General features: G+C 69.2%; 20 protein-coding genes. 13 read left to right on the forward strand and 7 right to left on the reverse strand.

What is annotated here, in order from left to right; all coding sequences use genetic code 11:
• The first annotated feature begins 67 nt into the window (after positions 1–67).
• From U3653_RS06240 to recO, 8 genes are all read left to right on the forward strand, one after another.
• Positions 68–1,507, forward strand: a complete 1,440-nt coding sequence (locus U3653_RS06240; RefSeq protein WP_195077633.1) for a phenylacetate--CoA ligase family protein — start codon at positions 68–70, stop codon at positions 1,505–1,507.
• Positions 1,504–2,634: a ThiF family adenylyltransferase gene (locus U3653_RS06245; protein WP_195077634.1), complete on the forward strand. Its 1,131-nt coding sequence runs from the start codon at positions 1,504–1,506 to the stop codon at positions 2,632–2,634. The genes U3653_RS06240 and U3653_RS06245 overlap by 4 nt, the downstream gene beginning before the upstream one ends.
• Positions 2,635–2,873: 239 nt before the next feature.
• Complete coding sequence (locus tag U3653_RS06250) at positions 2,874–3,152, forward strand: hypothetical protein (RefSeq protein ID WP_195077635.1); 279 nt, start codon at positions 2,874–2,876, stop codon at positions 3,150–3,152.
• 57 nt (positions 3,153–3,209) lie between these two features.
• Positions 3,210–4,076, forward strand: a complete 867-nt coding sequence (locus U3653_RS06255; protein WP_195077636.1) for an alpha/beta fold hydrolase — start codon at positions 3,210–3,212, stop codon at positions 4,074–4,076.
• A complete protein-coding gene (locus U3653_RS06260; protein WP_195077637.1) occupies positions 4,063–4,668 on the forward strand; it encodes a TetR/AcrR family transcriptional regulator in 606 nt (201 codons plus the stop codon). Before U3653_RS06255 ends, U3653_RS06260 begins: the two co-directional genes overlap by 14 nt.
• Positions 4,669–4,783: 115 nt before the next feature.
• Positions 4,784–5,197, forward strand: coding sequence for a hypothetical protein (locus U3653_RS06265; protein ID WP_195077638.1), 414 nt, complete (start codon positions 4,784–4,786; stop codon positions 5,195–5,197).
• Positions 5,194–5,394, forward strand: a complete 201-nt coding sequence (locus U3653_RS06270; RefSeq protein ID WP_195077639.1) for a DUF6186 family protein — start codon at positions 5,194–5,196, stop codon at positions 5,392–5,394. Before U3653_RS06265 ends, U3653_RS06270 begins: the two co-directional genes overlap by 4 nt.
• A gap of 22 nt (positions 5,395–5,416) precedes the next feature.
• The gene (recO, locus tag U3653_RS06275) at positions 5,417–6,184 is read left to right on the forward strand and encodes a DNA repair protein RecO (RefSeq protein ID WP_195077640.1); all 768 of its coding nucleotides are present in this window, start codon (positions 5,417–5,419) and stop codon (positions 6,182–6,184) included.
• Positions 6,185–6,213: 29 nt separating this feature from the next.
• Here the strand turns inward: recO and U3653_RS06280 are convergent, their stop codons facing one another.
• Positions 6,214–6,594 (reverse strand): Aca2/YdiL-like domain-containing protein, encoded by a 381-nt coding sequence (locus U3653_RS06280; protein WP_195077641.1) that lies wholly within the window; start codon positions 6,592–6,594, stop codon positions 6,214–6,216.
• Positions 6,595–6,725: 131 nt separating this feature from the next.
• On the opposite strand from U3653_RS06280, the gene U3653_RS06285 reads away from it, so the two are divergent.
• Positions 6,726–7,535 carry an isoprenyl transferase gene (locus tag U3653_RS06285; RefSeq protein ID WP_195077642.1) on the forward strand — a complete coding sequence of 270 codons (810 nt, stop codon included), beginning with the start codon at positions 6,726–6,728 and terminating at the stop codon, positions 7,533–7,535.
• Between the two features lie 14 nt (positions 7,536–7,549).
• On the forward strand, positions 7,550–7,960 hold the full coding sequence (locus U3653_RS06290; protein ID WP_195077930.1) for a YbjN domain-containing protein: 411 nt from the start codon (positions 7,550–7,552) through the stop codon (positions 7,958–7,960).
• Positions 7,961–8,029: 69 nt separating this feature from the next.
• Here the strand turns inward: U3653_RS06290 and U3653_RS06295 are convergent, their stop codons facing one another.
• A complete protein-coding gene (locus tag U3653_RS06295; RefSeq protein WP_195077643.1) occupies positions 8,030–8,635 on the reverse strand; it encodes a TetR/AcrR family transcriptional regulator in 606 nt (201 codons plus the stop codon).
• Positions 8,636–8,736: 101 nt separating this feature from the next.
• On the opposite strand from U3653_RS06295, the gene U3653_RS06300 reads away from it, so the two are divergent.
• The gene (locus tag U3653_RS06300; protein WP_195077644.1) at positions 8,737–9,708 is read left to right on the forward strand and encodes a hypothetical protein; all 972 of its coding nucleotides are present in this window, start codon (positions 8,737–8,739) and stop codon (positions 9,706–9,708) included.
• Between the two features lie 107 nt (positions 9,709–9,815).
• Here U3653_RS06300 and U3653_RS06305 read toward each other — a convergent pair whose 3' ends face one another.
• The 3 genes from U3653_RS06305 to U3653_RS06315 all read right to left on the reverse strand — a co-directional run bounded on the left by U3653_RS06305 (position 9,816) and on the right by U3653_RS06315 (position 11,688).
• The gene (locus tag U3653_RS06305) at positions 9,816–10,772 is read right to left on the reverse strand and encodes a hypothetical protein (RefSeq protein WP_195077645.1); all 957 of its coding nucleotides are present in this window, start codon (positions 10,770–10,772) and stop codon (positions 9,816–9,818) included.
• 127 nt (positions 10,773–10,899) lie between these two features.
• A complete protein-coding gene (locus tag U3653_RS06310; RefSeq protein WP_195077646.1) occupies positions 10,900–11,334 on the reverse strand; it encodes a Fur family transcriptional regulator in 435 nt (144 codons plus the stop codon).
• Positions 11,335–11,337: 3 nt separating this feature from the next.
• Complete coding sequence (locus tag U3653_RS06315) at positions 11,338–11,688, reverse strand: ArsR/SmtB family transcription factor (RefSeq protein WP_039796803.1); 351 nt, start codon at positions 11,686–11,688, stop codon at positions 11,338–11,340.
• 195 nt (positions 11,689–11,883) lie between these two features.
• On the opposite strand from U3653_RS06315, the gene U3653_RS06320 reads away from it, so the two are divergent.
• The gene (locus U3653_RS06320; protein WP_323123903.1) at positions 11,884–13,275 is read left to right on the forward strand and encodes a glycine--tRNA ligase; all 1,392 of its coding nucleotides are present in this window, start codon (positions 11,884–11,886) and stop codon (positions 13,273–13,275) included.
• A gap of 36 nt (positions 13,276–13,311) precedes the next feature.
• Here the strand turns inward: U3653_RS06320 and U3653_RS06325 are convergent, their stop codons facing one another.
• Positions 13,312–13,698, reverse strand: a complete 387-nt coding sequence (locus U3653_RS06325; protein WP_195077647.1) for a DUF1707 domain-containing protein — start codon at positions 13,696–13,698, stop codon at positions 13,312–13,314.
• A gap of 59 nt (positions 13,699–13,757) precedes the next feature.
• Entirely contained in the window at positions 13,758–14,369 is a 612-nt protein-coding gene (locus tag U3653_RS06330) for a TenA family protein (protein ID WP_195077648.1), read from the reverse strand.
• A gap of 66 nt (positions 14,370–14,435) precedes the next feature.
• On the opposite strand from U3653_RS06330, the gene U3653_RS06335 reads away from it, so the two are divergent.
• The gene (locus U3653_RS06335; protein ID WP_323123902.1) at positions 14,436–15,698 is read left to right on the forward strand and encodes a phthiocerol/phthiodiolone dimycocerosyl transferase family protein; all 1,263 of its coding nucleotides are present in this window, start codon (positions 14,436–14,438) and stop codon (positions 15,696–15,698) included.
• Positions 15,699–15,720 lie beyond the last annotated feature (22 nt).

Consider the following 15,720-nt stretch of genomic DNA (forward strand, 5'->3'; position numbering starts at 1 on the left):
TTTCCGAACCCACGGCGCGACCGCGCACCGCGAATCGCCGGAGTGGGGAGGGAAAGGAATCACCACCATGTCCGCACCGTCACTGCTGTTGCCGACCGGGTCTCGACCCGGATTCGAGCGCGCACTCGACACCTTCCGCAGGGCAGCCGTTCACGTTCCGGCCTACGCCGACTTTCTCGCGCGCCGCGGAGTGGAACCGGCAAACATCCGCACCGTCGAGGATTTCGCCGCGCTACCGCCGATGACCAAACCCGATTATCTGCGGCACTACCCGGTGAACATGCTGCTCTGGCACGGCGACGTGGGTGCGGCCGGAACCTGGTCGTGCAGCTCCGGCTCCACCGGCAGGCCCAGCTATTGGCCGAGGGATCTGGTCGCCCAGGAAGAGGCCGTCGAACTCTACGCACGGGTGTTCCGGGACAGCTTCCAGACGCGCCAGCGCTCCACGCTGCTGGTCGTCGGGTTCGCGATGGGCAACTGGATCGGCGGTACCTACACCTACGCGGCGGCCACGGCGCTGCGGCAACGCGGGCACCGCATCTCGACCATCGCGCCCGGCATCGAACCGGACACGATCCTGGCCGACATCGCCGAACTGGGGCCGCACTACGACCAGGTCGTGCTCGCCGGCTACCCGCCGTTCGTCAAGGACGTCCTGGATCGTGCGCCCGCGGCGGTGCTGCGCCAGAACCTGCGCGTGCTCCTGGCGGGCGAGGCCATCACCGAAGAATGGCGCGACTACGTGCTCGACCGGATCGGTAAGCCGGGGCAGCCCGGCGAGATCCGTGTGGTCTACGGCACCGCCGACGCGGGCATCATGGGCTGCGAGACCGCCACCAGCGTCGCCGTCCGTCGCGCGGCCGCCGCAGATCCCGCGCTGAGCGAGGCGCTGTTCGCGGACGCGCAGCTGCAACCCACCTTCGTCGAGTACGACGCGGACTATCGGTACACCGAGGCCGACGCCGAAGGCCGGTTCCTGTTCAGCGCCGATACCGCGATCCCGCTGTTGCGCTACCGGATCAACGACGTCGGCCGGATCTTCTCCGCCGCCGACCTCGCCGCCGTTCTCGACGCGCACGGGCACCGCATGCCGGTCCGTACCTCCACCGACTCCTGCGGGTTCCTCGCCCTGCACCGCCGTACCGATGTCGCCGCGTCGTTCTACGCGCTGGAGATCTACCCGGAGAACGTCCGCGCCGCGCTCGAGGACCCGGACATCGGTCCGACGGTGACGGGGAAGTTCGTGCTGGCGACCGACGCGGACGCACGGTTCGAGCAGACCTTGCGGTTGCGTGTGGAGTTGCGCGACGGCGTCTGTCCCGCACCGGGATTCACCGCGCTGCTGCGGCGCAAGGTGGTCGAGGCGCTGGCGCGGACCAACAGCGAGTACCGGCGCCTGCACCGGACGCTCGGGCCGGCCGCCGAGCCGGAGATCACCCTGCACAGCCCTGGCAGCGCGGGCTTCGAGACGGGCGTCAAGCACAGGTGGACGGGGGTCCGGTCATGATCGAGATACTGCATCCGGAACGCGACCGGCGGCGCATCGCCGAACTGTGCGCGCCGGGATCCGGGTACCGGCTGGTCGACGGGTGGGCCGGCGCGGCCAGGGAACTCGCGTTGATCGACCGGCCCGATCTCGCCGCGGGTACCGCGGCCGCGGAAGCGGAGCTGAGGGACTACCTGGCCGGCGTCGCGGTCGATCGGATCAGCCGCTACGTCGTGTACCCATGGCGGCGGACGGTCGTCGCACTGCCCGATCGAGAGCACTTCTGGCGGCTGCGCACCGCCAGGAACCGGCACCTGCTCACCGACGAAGAGCAACGGGCCTGGTCCGGCGCCGTGGTCGGAGTCGCGGGGTTGAGTGTGGGGGCTTCCGCACTCGCGGTCTGCGCGCTGTCGGGCGCCCGCCGATTCCGGCTCGCCGAGCACGACACGCTCGGATGCACCAACCTGAACCGGCTCCAGGCGTCGGTGTGCGACCTCGGCGAGTCCAAACTCACGCTGGCGCAACGCCGGACGCTGGAGCTGGACCCCTACTCCGAGATCGCCGCCTTCCCCGCCGGCTACCAACCGGAGCACGCCTCGGACTACTTGGCCGGTCCTGGCGCAGCCGCGCCGTTGACCGTGCTCATCGAGGAGATGGACGACCTCGGGCTGAAGGTGGACATCCGGCGGCGAGCCCGTGCGCTCGGCGTCCCCGTGGTCATGGCGACCGACCACGGCGACAACGCCTTCGTGGACGTGGAGCGCTACGACCTGCAACCGGACTATCCGCTGTTCCATGGCCGAGCGGGCGACCTGATCGAACTGACGACCGCCGAACTGCGCGATCCGGCCCGGCGGATCGCGCTGGCGACCGCCATCGTCGGCCCCGACATCACCGCACGCACCCGCTATTCGCTGACCGAAGTCGGCCGGACCCTGCCCGCGTGGCCGCAACTGGCCACCGCGGTCACGCTCGCGGGAACGCTGGCCGGCCTGGCCGGACGGTTGATCGCCTGCGGCAGCGGGCTGTCGTCGGGCAGATACCGCGTCGATCTCGAGACGCTGCTGCCGGGTAGGCGTGCCGGAGCGCATGGGCGTTGGAACGAAATGGGCGAGGGGGAGTTCCTGGCGATGCTCGCGAGTTCTTAGCGCCATCGCGTCGGCAAGATCTTGCCGGTAAGGACACGTGTCGAGCCGGATGGAACCCGGGTGCCGCCGGTAACCGGTCAGAGTTGGTACGGCATCCGGATTCCGCTCGGCTCGATTTCGGCAAATGCTTGGCTGGCGAGGTGCGATGCGCCGAGTGTCAGCATTCCAGCCGTGACCACCACGTCTTCTGCCGTAGGTGTTCCGGGCGTGCCCGCCGAAGGCGCACCAGGAACAACAATGTGGCAACTGCGGAAGCCGTGGGGGAATTGCGTTCCGTCCTGAGCGATCTGCTCGACCGGATCAGCCGGTGTGACATCGACCTGGCGGAACGGGAGTTGGTCGAGGAGACGACTCGACGGGCGGCCGCCGAGGCGGCGAAGGAGCGACCGAATCGGATCGTGCTCGCGGGGGTCCTCTACGCGCTCGGAGAGTCGGTCGCGGGTATCGCCTCCCTGGCGAACGCGGTGGCGGCGTCGAAGGACGCGGTCGACGCGGTCTTCAGCCGATCCGGCGCCTAGACATACATACCGTATGTATGTAACAGTGGTCTGGAACAGCGATCACCGGGAGGACCCATGGCAACCAGCGCAGCACTCGGCCGCACCCACGAAGTGGACCTGCCCGGCGGCCGCATTCGCTACTACGAGACGGGGGAGGGCGCCCCCGTCGTCTTCGTGCACGGCCTGCTCGTCAACGCGGACGTCTGGCGCAAGGTGGTGCCCGTCGTCGCGGCGGCCGGGTACCGCTGTCTCGCGCCGGACTGGCCGCTCGGCTCGCACGAGATCCCCGTGCCGGACGCGGAGCTGACTCCGACCGGTGTCGCCGATCTCATCGCCGCGTTCCTCGAACGCCTCGACCTCACCGACGTCACCCTGGTCGCCAACGACACCGGCGGAGCGATCACCCAGGTGTTGCTCACCCGCGACCGCTCCCGCGTCGGCCGGGTGGTGCTCGCCTCGGTGGACAGCTACGAGGGCTTCCTGCCACAGCCGTTCACCGCGCTGCCGCTGCTGGCAAGGATTCCCGGCTCGCTGCGACCCCTGACGGAGTTGCTGCGCATCCGCGCGCTGCACCGGCTGCCGCTGGCTTTCGGCTGGGTCACCAAGCGGCCCGTCCCGCCGGAGATCGTCGACTCCTATCTCCTGCCGAGCCGCAGGTCCGCCGCGATCCGCAAAGACCTGCGCCGCTTCCTGAAATCGGCGCATCGCCGGTACACCCTGGAGGCCGCGCGGCACTTCGCCGAGGTCGACATTCCGGTGCTGCTGGCCTGGGCGCGGGAGGACCGGTTGTTCCCGGTGTCGTTCGCCGAACGCCTGGCCCACGACCTGCCGAACGCGCAGCTGAAGCTCATCGACGACTCCTACACCTTCGTGTCGGAGGATCAGCCCGAGTTGCTCGCCGAATCAATTCTGGAGTTCACTCGGCTGCATGCCACGCCGTAGCCAGGAAGACCGCTCCCGAGCGACCAAGGCCGCGCTCGAACAGGCGGGACGCCGCCTGTTCACCGAGCGCGGCTTCGCGGGGACCTCCGCCGAGGAGCTGGTCACCGAGGCCGGCGTCACCAGGGGCGCGTTGCACCACCACTACGGCGACAAGCGCGGACTGTTCCTCGCGGTGCTGGAGCAGATCGAAGTCGAGATCACCGAGGAGATCGAGAACGCCATCGCCGCGGTCGATCCCGGCGATGTGATGGCAAGCATGACGGTGGGGCTGGGCCTGTTCCTGGAGATCTGCCAGCGGCCCGCGATGCTGCGGATCGCGCTCACCGACGCCCCCGCCGTGCTGGGCTGGCAAGCCTGGCGCGAATTCGAATCCGCCCACGGTCTCGGCCTGATCACCGCGCAACTCGAGCGCGCCCGCGACGCCGGATTGATCGCCGACGCCCCCGTTCCCGTCCTGGCCCAGCTCGTGGTCAGCGTGGTCAGCGAGGCCGCCCTCATCGTCGCGCACGCCGAGGACCCCGATCTCGCCCGCGCCCAGACCCAGCAATCGGTGCTGCTGTTGATCTCCGGCCTCCTGCGCGCCGACGGCTGAACCGGGCCGGCCACGCTGGGCCAGGACGGGAGCGGGGGCGTCGGCTCACCGAAAGCCACGCGGGCGACATCGTCACCTGCCCCGATTCCGCCCCCCGGGGTCTTATCCTGCGCGTGTGACAGAGCAACCAGCGCGCTCGGCACATCGATTCCGGCGGCGTGCGACGCCGCAGGCCGTAGGGCTCGTTCTGGCCGCATGCGGCGCCGCGACCAGGCCGTTCAGCTGGCAGGCGACCGCGATGGTGGCGATCGCGGCACTCGCCGGAGTGGCACTGACGTCGCGCCGTCGAATCCAGCGACCTCCGCGCACCGCCCCGCTCAGGCGGGGCGTCGCCGTGTGGTCCGCGCTGCTGGTCGCGGCGTCGGGGTGGGAGGCCTACACACTGCTGCGGCAGCCCGCCCTGAACCAGCCGAGTCAGGAACACCCGACTTTGTCCACGCTGCTCGACCCGGCGCTGGAACACTGGCCGCTGCGATTCGCCGGATGGGCGGTGTGGCTCACGGCCGGCTGGTGGCTGGTGTCCAGATGAGCGACCGATCCATCGCCCTGCTCGGCTTCGCCCTGCTCTGCGCGGCAGCGCTCGCCATGACCGTGCTCACGCACCTGCGCCGGGACCTGGTCGCGACGCTTGGAGACACGATCGCCTACCTGACCAGCACACGACCGGCAAGAATCACCGCCGTCCTCGTGTGGGCATGGTTCGGCTGGCACTTCCTGGCCCGGTGACGGAGGTCCGTAGACTCCACCTGTGCGGTTGTATCGGGACGAGGCGGTAGTGGTGCGCCAGCACAAGCTGGGCGAGGCGGACCGCATCGTCACGCTGCTCACGCGACAGCACGGGCTGGTTCGCGCGGTCGCCAAGGGGGTGCGGCGGACCAAGTCGAGGTTCGGGGCGCGGTTGGAGCCGTTCTCCTACATCGACGTGCAGCTGCACCCAGGGCGCACGTTGGACACCGTCACCCAGGTGCACACCATGGAGGCGTTCGCCGCCGACATCATCGACGACTACGGGCGCTACACCACCGCGTGCGCCGTCCTGGAGACCGCCGAGCGCCTGGCGGGTGAGGAGCGCGCGCCCGCGCCACGGCTGCACGCGCTCACCGCGAGCGCCCTGCGCGCCATCGCGGCCAAACAGCGCCCGCACGAACTGATCCTGGACGCGTTCCTGTTGCGCGCCATGGGTTTCGCGGGCTGGGCGCCCGCCTTGGACGAATGCGCCAAATGCGCGACACCGGGCCCGCATCGGGCCTTCCATGTCGCGGCCGGGGGCGCGGTGTGCGTGCATTGCCGTCCGCCGGGTGCGGCGACGCCCGCTCCGGGGGTGCTCGACTTGCTGGTCGCGTTGTTGCGGGGGGAGTGGGAGCGGGTCGAGGCGACGCCCGAGGCGGTGCGCAAGCAGGCCAGCGGGCTGGTCGCGGCGCACTTGCAGTGGCATCTGGAACGCCAGCTGCGCACTCTGCCGTTGATCGAGCGATCCAAAGACGCACGGACTCCGCCCCTGCCCGCGCGGGGTTGAGGTAGCGAGGGTTCAGGCGAGGCCGCCGCTTACTCCACGAATTGGAGCTCTACCTGGGGCAGCTCGTTCATGACGCGGGCGCACACGGCGCGATGCCAGGTGGCCGGGTAGCGGGTGTCCGGCTCGTGCTTGGCGTAGTCGTCGTTGGTCCGGTAGGTGTGCAGGCGGGGCGAGATCTCCCCGGCGTCGATGGCATCGACCATGGCCTCGACCACCTGCTCGGTCTCGTCCGCGATGGCGGCGAGCTCACGGGCCACGCTGTCGGGGATCTGGAAGGCCCCCTTCTCCCACCGCTCGACGGTGCGTTCGGCGACCGCGAAGAACCGCGCGCACCACGGGACCGGAAGGCCGAGCAACTCACGAGTGGCGCGGAAACCCGCCGCGGTCCCGGTGCCTGGTAAATCGGTCACGTTCGAGAAACCCCTCCCCAGTATCACGATAGGGAAAAGAATAAGTCACCAGTGCCGGTCGGAACCGTGGAATTCGTCAGGAAGCAACGCGGCAGTGGGGTCGGCGAGGGCGATCAGGCAGGATAGAGGCCGTGATTCTCCGTCGTGACTCCGCCACCGCGACCGACTCCGCGCCTGCGGGCGCCGTGCGTCCGCCCGCGCCGCATCCGTCGGGAGCCCGGCCGCCGCAGCTGCCGCCGGAACTGGTGCCCAACCATGTCGCGCTCGTCATGGACGGCAACGGACGCTGGGCCCAGGAGCGCGGGTTGCCGCGCACCGCCGGGCACGAGCGCGGCGAGGCGGTGCTGATGGACACCGTGGAGGGCTGCATCGAGATCGGCGTCAAATGGTTGTCGGCCTACGCCTTCTCCACCGAGAACTGGCGGCGCAGCCCCGATGAGGTGCGCTTTCTCATGGGCTTCAACCGCGACGTGATCCGCAGGCGCCGCGACGAGATGCACGAGATGGGCGTTCGGGTGCGCTGGGCGGGGCGGCGACCGCGCCTGTGGCGCAGCGTGATCAAGGAACTGGAAGTCGCCGAGGAACTCACGAAGAACAACACGGTGATGACGCTGACCATGTGCGTCAACTACGGCGGCCGCGCCGAGATCGCCGACGCGGCAAGGGAGATCGCGCGCCGGGTGGCGGCGGGCGAGATCGACCCGGAGAAGGTCACCGAGGCCACGGTGGCGAAATACCTGGACGAGCCCGACATGCCGGATGTGGACCTGTTCCTGCGTCCTTCCGGCGAGTTCCGCAGCTCCAACTTCCTCATCTGGCAGTCCGCCTACGCCGAATTCGTCTACCAGGACACGCTTTTCCCCGATTTCGATCGCCGCAACCTGTGGGAGGCGTGCCTCCAGTACGCCGCGCGGGACCGCCGTTTCGGCGGCACCAAGTGAACGGCGGCGCGGACATGGGCGCGGCGGTGACCCCGGACCGGGAGTTGCAGGCGCGGGCCGGGGCCTGTCTGTCGAGTTACGGCATCGACGTACGCGTCGACGCCGACGGGTCGCTCGGCTTCGAATACGAGGGCGCCCTCTCGTCGCTGCGCGCGGTGAATCTGGCGCCGGGCTTGGACGTGCTCAGCCTCACCTGCGTGCTCGCCTGGGACCGTCCGCTGAAAGCGCAGCTGCACAAGCGGGTCGCCGAACGCAACAACGCGCTGCAGTTCGGTTCGCTCACCGTGATCGCCCGCGGCGGGCTGGCCGACGTCATCCTGCGCTACACCTTCCCCGCCGCCGGACTGGACGACCAGGCGCTCACCACCATGCTGCTGCTCGTACTGTCCAACGCGAGCCGGGCGAGGCAGGGCCTGGTGCCCTGAGGCACGACATTCGTCATGCCCAAGTCGTGACAGCCGTGCCGGGTCGTGGGTGGCTGCGCGAGCCGGAGGCTATCGGGTGGGCTCGCCGTAGGGCAGCAGGGTCCGCACGCCGAGCGCCAGCGTCTGCGGGTCGAGGTCGCCGAGGATGAGGTGCTGGAGGATGAAACCCGGCAGCAGTCCGATGATCGCCTTGGCCACGGCGTCGACATCGGCGTCCTCGGGGAGCCAGCCTTTGTCGCGCATGCGTTCGGCGTAGGTCACCCACAGCGCGCGCATCGCGAGCATCGTCTCGCGGACCATGACCGCCGCCCCGGGATGCACCAGGGCCAGGGCCCAGGCTTGCGGCGCCAGTCGCACCGGGCCGTCGGGCCCGCTGCGCCGCACCACCTCCTCGGCGATCATGGTGATCAGTTCGGCGGGCGTCGGCAGCGGATCGCGGTGGATCGCCTGGTCCATGGCGATGCGCAAGGCCACGGTCGTCTCCGTGGCCAGCGCGGTGATCAACTCGTCCTTGCTCTTGAAATAGCGGTAGACCGCACCGGCCGAAAGGCCCGATTCCGCGAACACGTCCTGCATGGAGGTCTCGTAGAACCCCTTGCGGGCGAAGCAGAGCCGGGCTGCGTCCATGATCTGCTGCCTGCGGCGTTCGAGGTGTTCTTCGGTGACTCGGGGCACGGGTCAAAAATAAAACGAATATCCGTTCTTGACAACTTCCCAGTCGCGTGCGACGGTAGCCCCAATAAAGAACGAGCATTCGATTTTTAAGGGAGAAGGCCATGAACAGCACGCAGCGGGCGCTCGCTCTCGGCCTCGGCGCCACCCTGCTCCAAGCGCTGATGCTGATCGCGTTCGCCTGGCCCGCCGCGAACATCGCGCCTCGGGACCTGCCGCTTGCCGTCACCGGTCCGCAGGCCGCGATGGTCGCGGGCAAGCTCGCCGAGCACAGTCCGGGCGCCTTCGAGATCAGCACGCCCGCGGACGAGGCCGCCGCCCGCGCCGCCATCGAGGACCGCGAGGTCTACGGGGCGATCGTCACCGGCGACGGGCCGCCGCGCGTACTGGTCGCCTCAGGCGCGAGTCCCGCGGTCGCACAGCAGCTCACCCAGATCGGGCAGCAGCTCTCCGGCGCGCCCGCCGCCCGGGTCGAGGACGTGGTGGCGGCCGACTCCGACGATCCGCGAGGCGCGGCATTCGGCGCGATGGTGTTGCCGCTGGTGATGTCCGGCATCGCGGCAGGGGTGCTTCTGGCCCTGCTGATCCCGTCGATCGGGGGCAAGGTGCTCGGGCTGGTCACCTTCGGCGTCGCGGGCGGACTGCTGGGCATGTCGATCATCCAGGGCTGGCTGTCGGTGGTGCCCGGCTCGTACCCGGTGCTCGCTGCGGTCGGCGGGCTGGTGTCGTTCGCGGTCGCCGGTTCGGTGGTCGGGCTCGCCGCCGTCATCGGCCGAGCCGGCATCGGCATCGCCGCGCTCACCATGCTGCTGATCGGCAATCCGTTCTCCGCGGCCACGTCGGCGCCGGAGCTGTTGCCGCAGCCGTGGGGCGCCGTCGGCCAGTTGCTGCCGCCCGGCGCCGCCGCGTCGCTGCTGCGCTCGGTCGCGTTCTTCGACGGCGCCGCCGCGACCGGACCGCTGGTGGTGCTGCTGGTCTGGAGCGCGGCCGCCCTCGGGTTGCTCGGGGTGGCCGCACTGCGCGGTCGTCCGGCCGAGGCGCAGGCTCCGGCGCGGGATGCGGTGCCGGTCGGCTGAGCCGGTCACCGCGGCGGGTCGCCCTCGCAAAAGGGCGACCCGCCGTCGGCGTTTCCGGCGATACATCGCAGCCGTTCTCGTCCGTGCGGAGCGGCGGCTGCGGGCGCTCAGCCCACCGTGAACGACAGAGTGGGTGCGGTGGCGGCGCCCTCTTCCTTCTGGGGGTTGTAGATCACCGTGTAAGGGCCGGTGCCGGGAGACGGCACCACGAAGACCACGTAGTTCTTCGGGTTGTCGATGGTCTCGTTCGCGTTCAGCAACTCGTTGATCGGGCCGCGGACGTCGGCGGGCACGGTCTGGCCGTCGGGTGTGCGGACGGTGAAGTAGTCGTAATAGATGTTCGTCCCGCCCGCCGCGATGCCGGGCCCGCCGACGAGCTTGACGCGCAGCGCCAGATCCGATTTACCGTTCTCGTTCTTCGTGTAGCTCGGGCTGATCCGTCCGCCGGTGACCTGGATGGTGGTCTGGTCCTGCACCAGGGTGCCGGTGACGGTCAGCGCCTTCGGCTGGACGCTGTCCACCTTGCCCGCCGCCGCGAGCGGAATCTTGGTCTGGTTGTCGGCGGCCTGGCCGTACAGGACGGTCATTGTGTCGATGAGGTGCTCGGCGTCCTTGACCGACTGCAGCGACGTGGTCGCGGTGCCGGTGGCCGAGCCGTTGCCGGGCACCGTGGGGCTGTCGAAGATCGCGCCGCCGTCCACCTCTTTGCCGACCAGCAGCGACGGCGTGATGCTCAGCGTGTGGTCGTCGAGCGTGGTGTTCTTGTAGGTGATGTCGATGCGCACCTTCGCGCCGCCGTATTCGTCCGGCGCCACGGTCGCCTTCTGCACGGTGATGTCGAATCCGTCGTACCAGCCGGTCTTGCCGACGGTGCGGACCGTCGACTGCCCAGTCGGGCCGGCGGCGACTCCGATGGCGGTGGTCGACGGGACGGCCACCGGCGTGCCGTCCTCGTCCTGGCACGCCGGAAGCAACAGCGCCGAGGCCACGAGGAGCGCGGCCCCGGCGACGGTCACGGCCCGGCGGCGCACCGGGCGTACGGATGAATCGATGGTCGTTGACACGCTGCCTCCCCAGCAGATGGCGAATCCTTCGTATCGAGCCGGGATCGTCCTGCCACTCCGAGGATCTCGCCGGTGAATCTCCGCTGGTCGCAGGCACGTTAACCCGACACGCCGGGAATCGGGCCGCTCACCGGTCGCGGCGGCGCGCCGTCCCGCATGTCGTGCAGGTGCCGAACACCTCGAGGGTGTGGCTGATCTCGGTGAAGCCGTGCTCGCTCGCGATCGACTCGGCCCACGCCTCCACGGTCGGACCCTCCACTTCCACGGTGCGGCCGCAATGCCTGCACACCAGGTGGTGGTGATGGCCGGTGGAGCACTGGCGGTAGACCGACTCGCCGGAGTCGGTGCGCAGCACGTCCACCATGCCCGCGTCGGCCAGCGACTGCAGCGTCCGGTACACCGTGGTCAGCCCGATGCCCTCGCCGCGTTTGCGCAGCTCGTCGTGGAGGTCCTGGGCGGAGCGGAACTCATCGATGTCACCGAGCAGCGCGGCGATGGCGCTGCGCTGCCTGGTGCTGCGGATGCCGACCGGCTTCTGCGGGACGGCCGTGTTGTCTGGCACGAATCACCCTTCCTCGGCGTGCGCGACGGCGTCGACGACGATGTGGGCCAGATGGTCGTCGACGAGTTCGTAGAGCACCTCGCGACCCGAACGCTCACCGTGCACGACACCGGCGGCCTTGAGGATACGCAGATGCTGACTGACCAGTGGTTGCGTGACACCGAGCGCGTCGACCAGTTCGTGCACACACCGCGGTGATTCACGCAACTGCAGCACGATAGCAATCCGAACCGGCGCGGCCAGCGCCCGCAACAGCTCGCCCGCGTCCTCCAGCACGGTTCGCGGGGGTACCGGCGCCGGTCCCGGCGACCGGTACGGGTTGTGCGGCGGTGCCGCGGCGGTCTCGGCGGTCATGTCACCAACTCCTTAATGGAAAGCATTACCAGTTTGCGTATGCACAGGTGCGCATGTCAAACAGGCACGCCGGACCGTGCGGTTGAAACCACTGCGGCGACTGCCGATAGGCTGGGCACAATCGCAGCATCGACACAAAACTATCGTGTCGGGGCAATGCAGAAATCCGACTCGCAGTGGATGGAGAATTCTCGCGTGGCACCCAAGTCGAAGGTGGACACCGTTGCCAACCTCGCCAAGCGCCGGGGTCTGGTGTACCCGTGCGGTGAGATCTACGGAGGCACCAAGTCGGCATGGGATTACGGGCCGCTGGGCGTCGAACTCAAGGAGAACATCAAGAAGCAGTGGTGGCGCGCCATGGTCACCGGCCGTGAGGACGTCGTCGGTCTCGACTCCTCGGTGATCCTGCCCCGCCAGGTGTGGGTCGCCTCCGGCCACGTCGGGGTGTTCAACGACCCGCTGGTGGAGTGCCTCCACTGCCACCACCGCTTCCGGCAGGACCACCTGCAGGAGGCGTACGCGCTGAAGAACAAGATCGACGACCCGGACACGGTGTCGATGGAACTCGTGGCGTGCCCGAACTGCGGCACCGTCGGCCGCTGGACCGAGCCGCGCGACTTCAACATGATGCTCAAGACCTACCTCGGCCCGATCGAGTCCGAGGAGGGCCTGCACTACCTGCGCCCGGAGACCGCCCAGGGCATCTTCGTGAACTTCGCCAACGTGATGACGACCGCGCGCAAGAAGCCGCCGTTCGGCATCGCGCAGATCGGCAAGAGCTTCCGCAACGAGATCACCCCGGGCAACTTCATCTTCCGCACCCGCGAGTTCGAGCAGATGGAGATGGAGTACTTCGTCAAGCCGGGCGAGGACGAGGAGTGGTACAAGTACTGGATCGAGACGCGGTTCTCCTGGTACACCGATCTCGGCATCTCCGCCGACAACCTGCGGCTGTTCGTGCACCCGAAGGACAAGCTGTCGCACTACTCGGCGGGCACCACCGACATCGAGTACCGCTTCGGCTTCCAGGGCAACGAGTGGGGTGAGCTGGAAGGCATCGCCAACCGCACCGACTTCGACCTGAAGACGCACTCCGAGCACTCCGGCACCGAGTTGAGCTTCTTCGACCAGACCACCAACGAGCGCTACATCCCGTACGTGATCGAGCCCGCCGCGGGCCTGACCCGCTCACTGATGGCCTTCCTGGTCGACGCCTACGCCGAGGACGAGGCGCCCAACGCCAAGGGCGGCGTCGACACCCGCACGGTGCTGCGCCTGGACCGCCGCCTCGCGCCGGTGAAGGCGGCGGTGCTGCCGCTGTCGCGCAACGCCGATCTCACGCCGAAGGCGAAGGACCTGGCCGCCCAGCTGCGCAAGCACTGGAACGTCGAGTTCGACGACGCGGGCGCCATCGGCCGCCGCTACCGCCGCCAGGACGAGATCGGCACGCCGTTCTGCATCACCGTCGACTTCGAGACGCTCGACGACCAGGCGGTGACCATCCGCGAACGCGACACGATGACCCAGGAGCGCATCGCGCTGGACAAGGTCGAGGGCTATCTGGCGCAGCACCTGATCGGCGCCTGAGCCCCGGCACGGCGCCCCGTGGCGGGGCGCCGTCGTTCAGTCCTTCTTGCGGGTGACGATGCCGATCGTGGTCGGGATGAGCAACGCCAGGCCCCACGGCACCGCGACCCAGAACGGCCAGAAGTAGCCCGCGCCGGTGGCCAGGTAGATCGCCACGCACAGCGCGTTGACGAACACCCACGGCGTCCACATGATCGTGATCCACTGCGGGATGCCCTTGGCGCGCGCGGGCCGCGCTTCGCGTTGTGCGGGAAGGTCCGACAGCAAGGGCGTCAGCTCGCCGTAGGTCTTGGCGGCGTACACCTGTCGCAGCCGGTCGTCGAATTCGGCGAGCGACAGCCTGCCCTCGTTCATCGCGAGGCGCAGCCGGTCGATGATCTTCTCCCGATCCGCGTCGGAGGCTCGCACGTGGTCCTGACTCACGATGTCAGCGTAGGTCCACCCGGCCGACGGCGCGGTGCGAACATGCTGGGCAACAGGATTCAGGTCAGCGGGACGTCCCAGAACGCCAGCTCGTGCCGGAGCCCCGCGCGGAACAACTCTTCCGCCCGCGCCGGGTCGGCCCCGGACTCGTCGATCATCTGCGCGCAGCGGCGGGTGAGGGCGGCGAATCCGGGATCGGCGTAGGTGTCCACCCAGCGGCGGTAGCGCGGTTCGGCGGGCGGGTGCTGGGCCAGCCGCGTGCCGAGCGTGGAGTATCCCCACATGCAGGGGTAGAGCGCGGCGAGGCCTTCGCCGTAGGACGCGGCGGAGTCGAGCAGGAACGCCGTGTACGCCGCGCACGCCGGGCCTTTGACCGCGCCGTGGAGGTCGGCGCCGAACTCGGCCGCCAGCGACCGGTGCAGTGACAGCTCCTCGTGGTAGGTGGCGTGCGCGAGATCGACCAGATCGCCGAGATGGGCTGCCGGAGCCTGCCATGCGAGCCGGGCGAACACCCGGACGTAATCGAGCAGGAACAGGTAGTCCTGCTCCAGCCAGGACCGGAACACCGCTTCGGGCAGGGTGCCCTTGGCGATACCGAGCACGGTGGGATGGGCGAGTTGTTCCTCCACCGCGGGAAGGCCGATCTGTTCCAGATGCGCCGCGAGACTCATACCCGCAGTCTTCCGTATCCGCCCGGTCGGTTTGCGCCTGTGCCGGTAGTGCAGCACCCTTGCCGTGTGGTGTGGGATGAGGACGCTCCGATTCGGGTGCTGGCGCCGTCGGAGCAGCGGTTCGTGCGGCACGGCACCTATACGGGCCGCTCGGTGTCGGTGCGGGGAGCGCTCGACGTTGCGACGCTGCGGGAAGCGTTCGCGACGTTGCGGCGCGGATATCCGGTGATCGGTTGCAGAATCGTGGAAGACGGTGCGGGGCAGGGGTATCTGTTCGCCGCGGACGAGACGGCGTTGGTCCCGGTCGCCGTACGCGAGGGTGATCCGGCGGTGATCGGTGTCCCCGCCATGGATCCGGCGGTTCAACTGGCGTATCTGGACGTCATCGGCTCGGGCGGGGGCGAGTGGCGTGTCACGCTGTTCGTTCATCACAGCGTCGCCGACGCCGGCCACTGCGTGGAACTGCTGTCCCGGCTGTGGGATTTCTACACCGGCCATGTCGAGGGTCAGTCAAGTCATGTTGCGCCACAGGGGATTCCACAATCTCTGGAGTGGTATGTGGCGGCGCGGGGCATCACCGCGACCGCGAGGTCGGGATTCGAGGACGTGACCGTGCCGCTTCCGCCAGAGGCGCGGGAAGCGCCGTCCGATGACGCGAAACCCGCGCCGAGTACGCTCGCCCGTCCGGTGCGCGTGCGGCTGAACAGGGCGGCCACCGCCCGGATCGCAGAACTGGGGCACAAGTCGGGTACGACGGTCAACGGGCTGCTCACCGCCGCGCTGCTGCGCGCGTATGCCCGTGAGACAGCAGGCGGCGCGACCACTTTGGGCTGCCTGTATCCGGTCGACCTGCGCAACCGGCTGGATCCGCCGGTCGCCGCCTCCGCGGGCACCAACATGGCCGGACAGGCTTCCTTCGCCGACGAAGTGGACCCGGCCGCCAGCCCGGTCGAACTGGCACAGCGTATTTCGGCTCGGCTGACCCGTGACCTGTCCGAAGGGGTCGTGCAGCAGTCCGTGCTGCATTTCCCGGATTACTACGGAGCCAAGAGGATTCATTCGCTGGCGGGGCACATCGCGGTCACCAATACCGGCGTCGTCCCCGCGTTCCGCACACCCGCCGGGCTGGAACTCACCGATTACGAGATCGTCTACGTCTCGGCCCATCCCCGCCCATCCGCGGGGGCGTCGGCCGCGGTCACCTATCTCGCCTACACCTTCGCGCAGGAGCTGACCGTCGGCGTGCTCGGCGGCGGCGCGCACGCCGACGGCCTCCCGGAGGCGGTGCGAGCCGAACTGACCGCCCTGTCGGCGGCCGGGGCCCACTGACCGGTGCGGACGGCCGCTGAGC

Origin of the sequence: Nocardia implantans, assembly GCF_035544775.1 — a bacterium.
Taxonomy (GTDB): domain Bacteria; phylum Actinomycetota; class Actinomycetes; order Mycobacteriales; family Mycobacteriaceae; genus Nocardia; species Nocardia implantans.

Coding starts and splice junctions, on each gene's coding strand:
- U3653_RS06240 (WP_195077633.1), top strand. CDS start 68: ATGTCCGCACCGTCACTGCTGTTGCCGACCGGGTCTCGACCCGGATTC.
- U3653_RS06330 (WP_195077648.1), bottom strand. CDS start 14,369: ATGAGTCTCGCGGCGCATCTGGAACAGATCGGCCTTCCCGCGGTGGAG.
- U3653_RS06290 (WP_195077930.1), top strand. CDS start 7,550: ATGGGCGCGGCGGTGACCCCGGACCGGGAGTTGCAGGCGCGGGCCGGG.
- U3653_RS06255 (WP_195077636.1), top strand. CDS start 3,210: ATGGCAACCAGCGCAGCACTCGGCCGCACCCACGAAGTGGACCTGCCC.
- U3653_RS06300 (WP_195077644.1), top strand. CDS start 8,737: ATGAACAGCACGCAGCGGGCGCTCGCTCTCGGCCTCGGCGCCACCCTG.
- U3653_RS06270 (WP_195077639.1), top strand. CDS start 5,194: ATGAGCGACCGATCCATCGCCCTGCTCGGCTTCGCCCTGCTCTGCGCG.
- U3653_RS06245 (WP_195077634.1), top strand. CDS start 1,504: ATGATCGAGATACTGCATCCGGAACGCGACCGGCGGCGCATCGCCGAA.
- U3653_RS06260 (WP_195077637.1), top strand. CDS start 4,063: ATGCCACGCCGTAGCCAGGAAGACCGCTCCCGAGCGACCAAGGCCGCG.
- U3653_RS06315 (WP_039796803.1), bottom strand. CDS start 11,688: ATGACCGCCGAGACCGCCGCGGCACCGCCGCACAACCCGTACCGGTCG.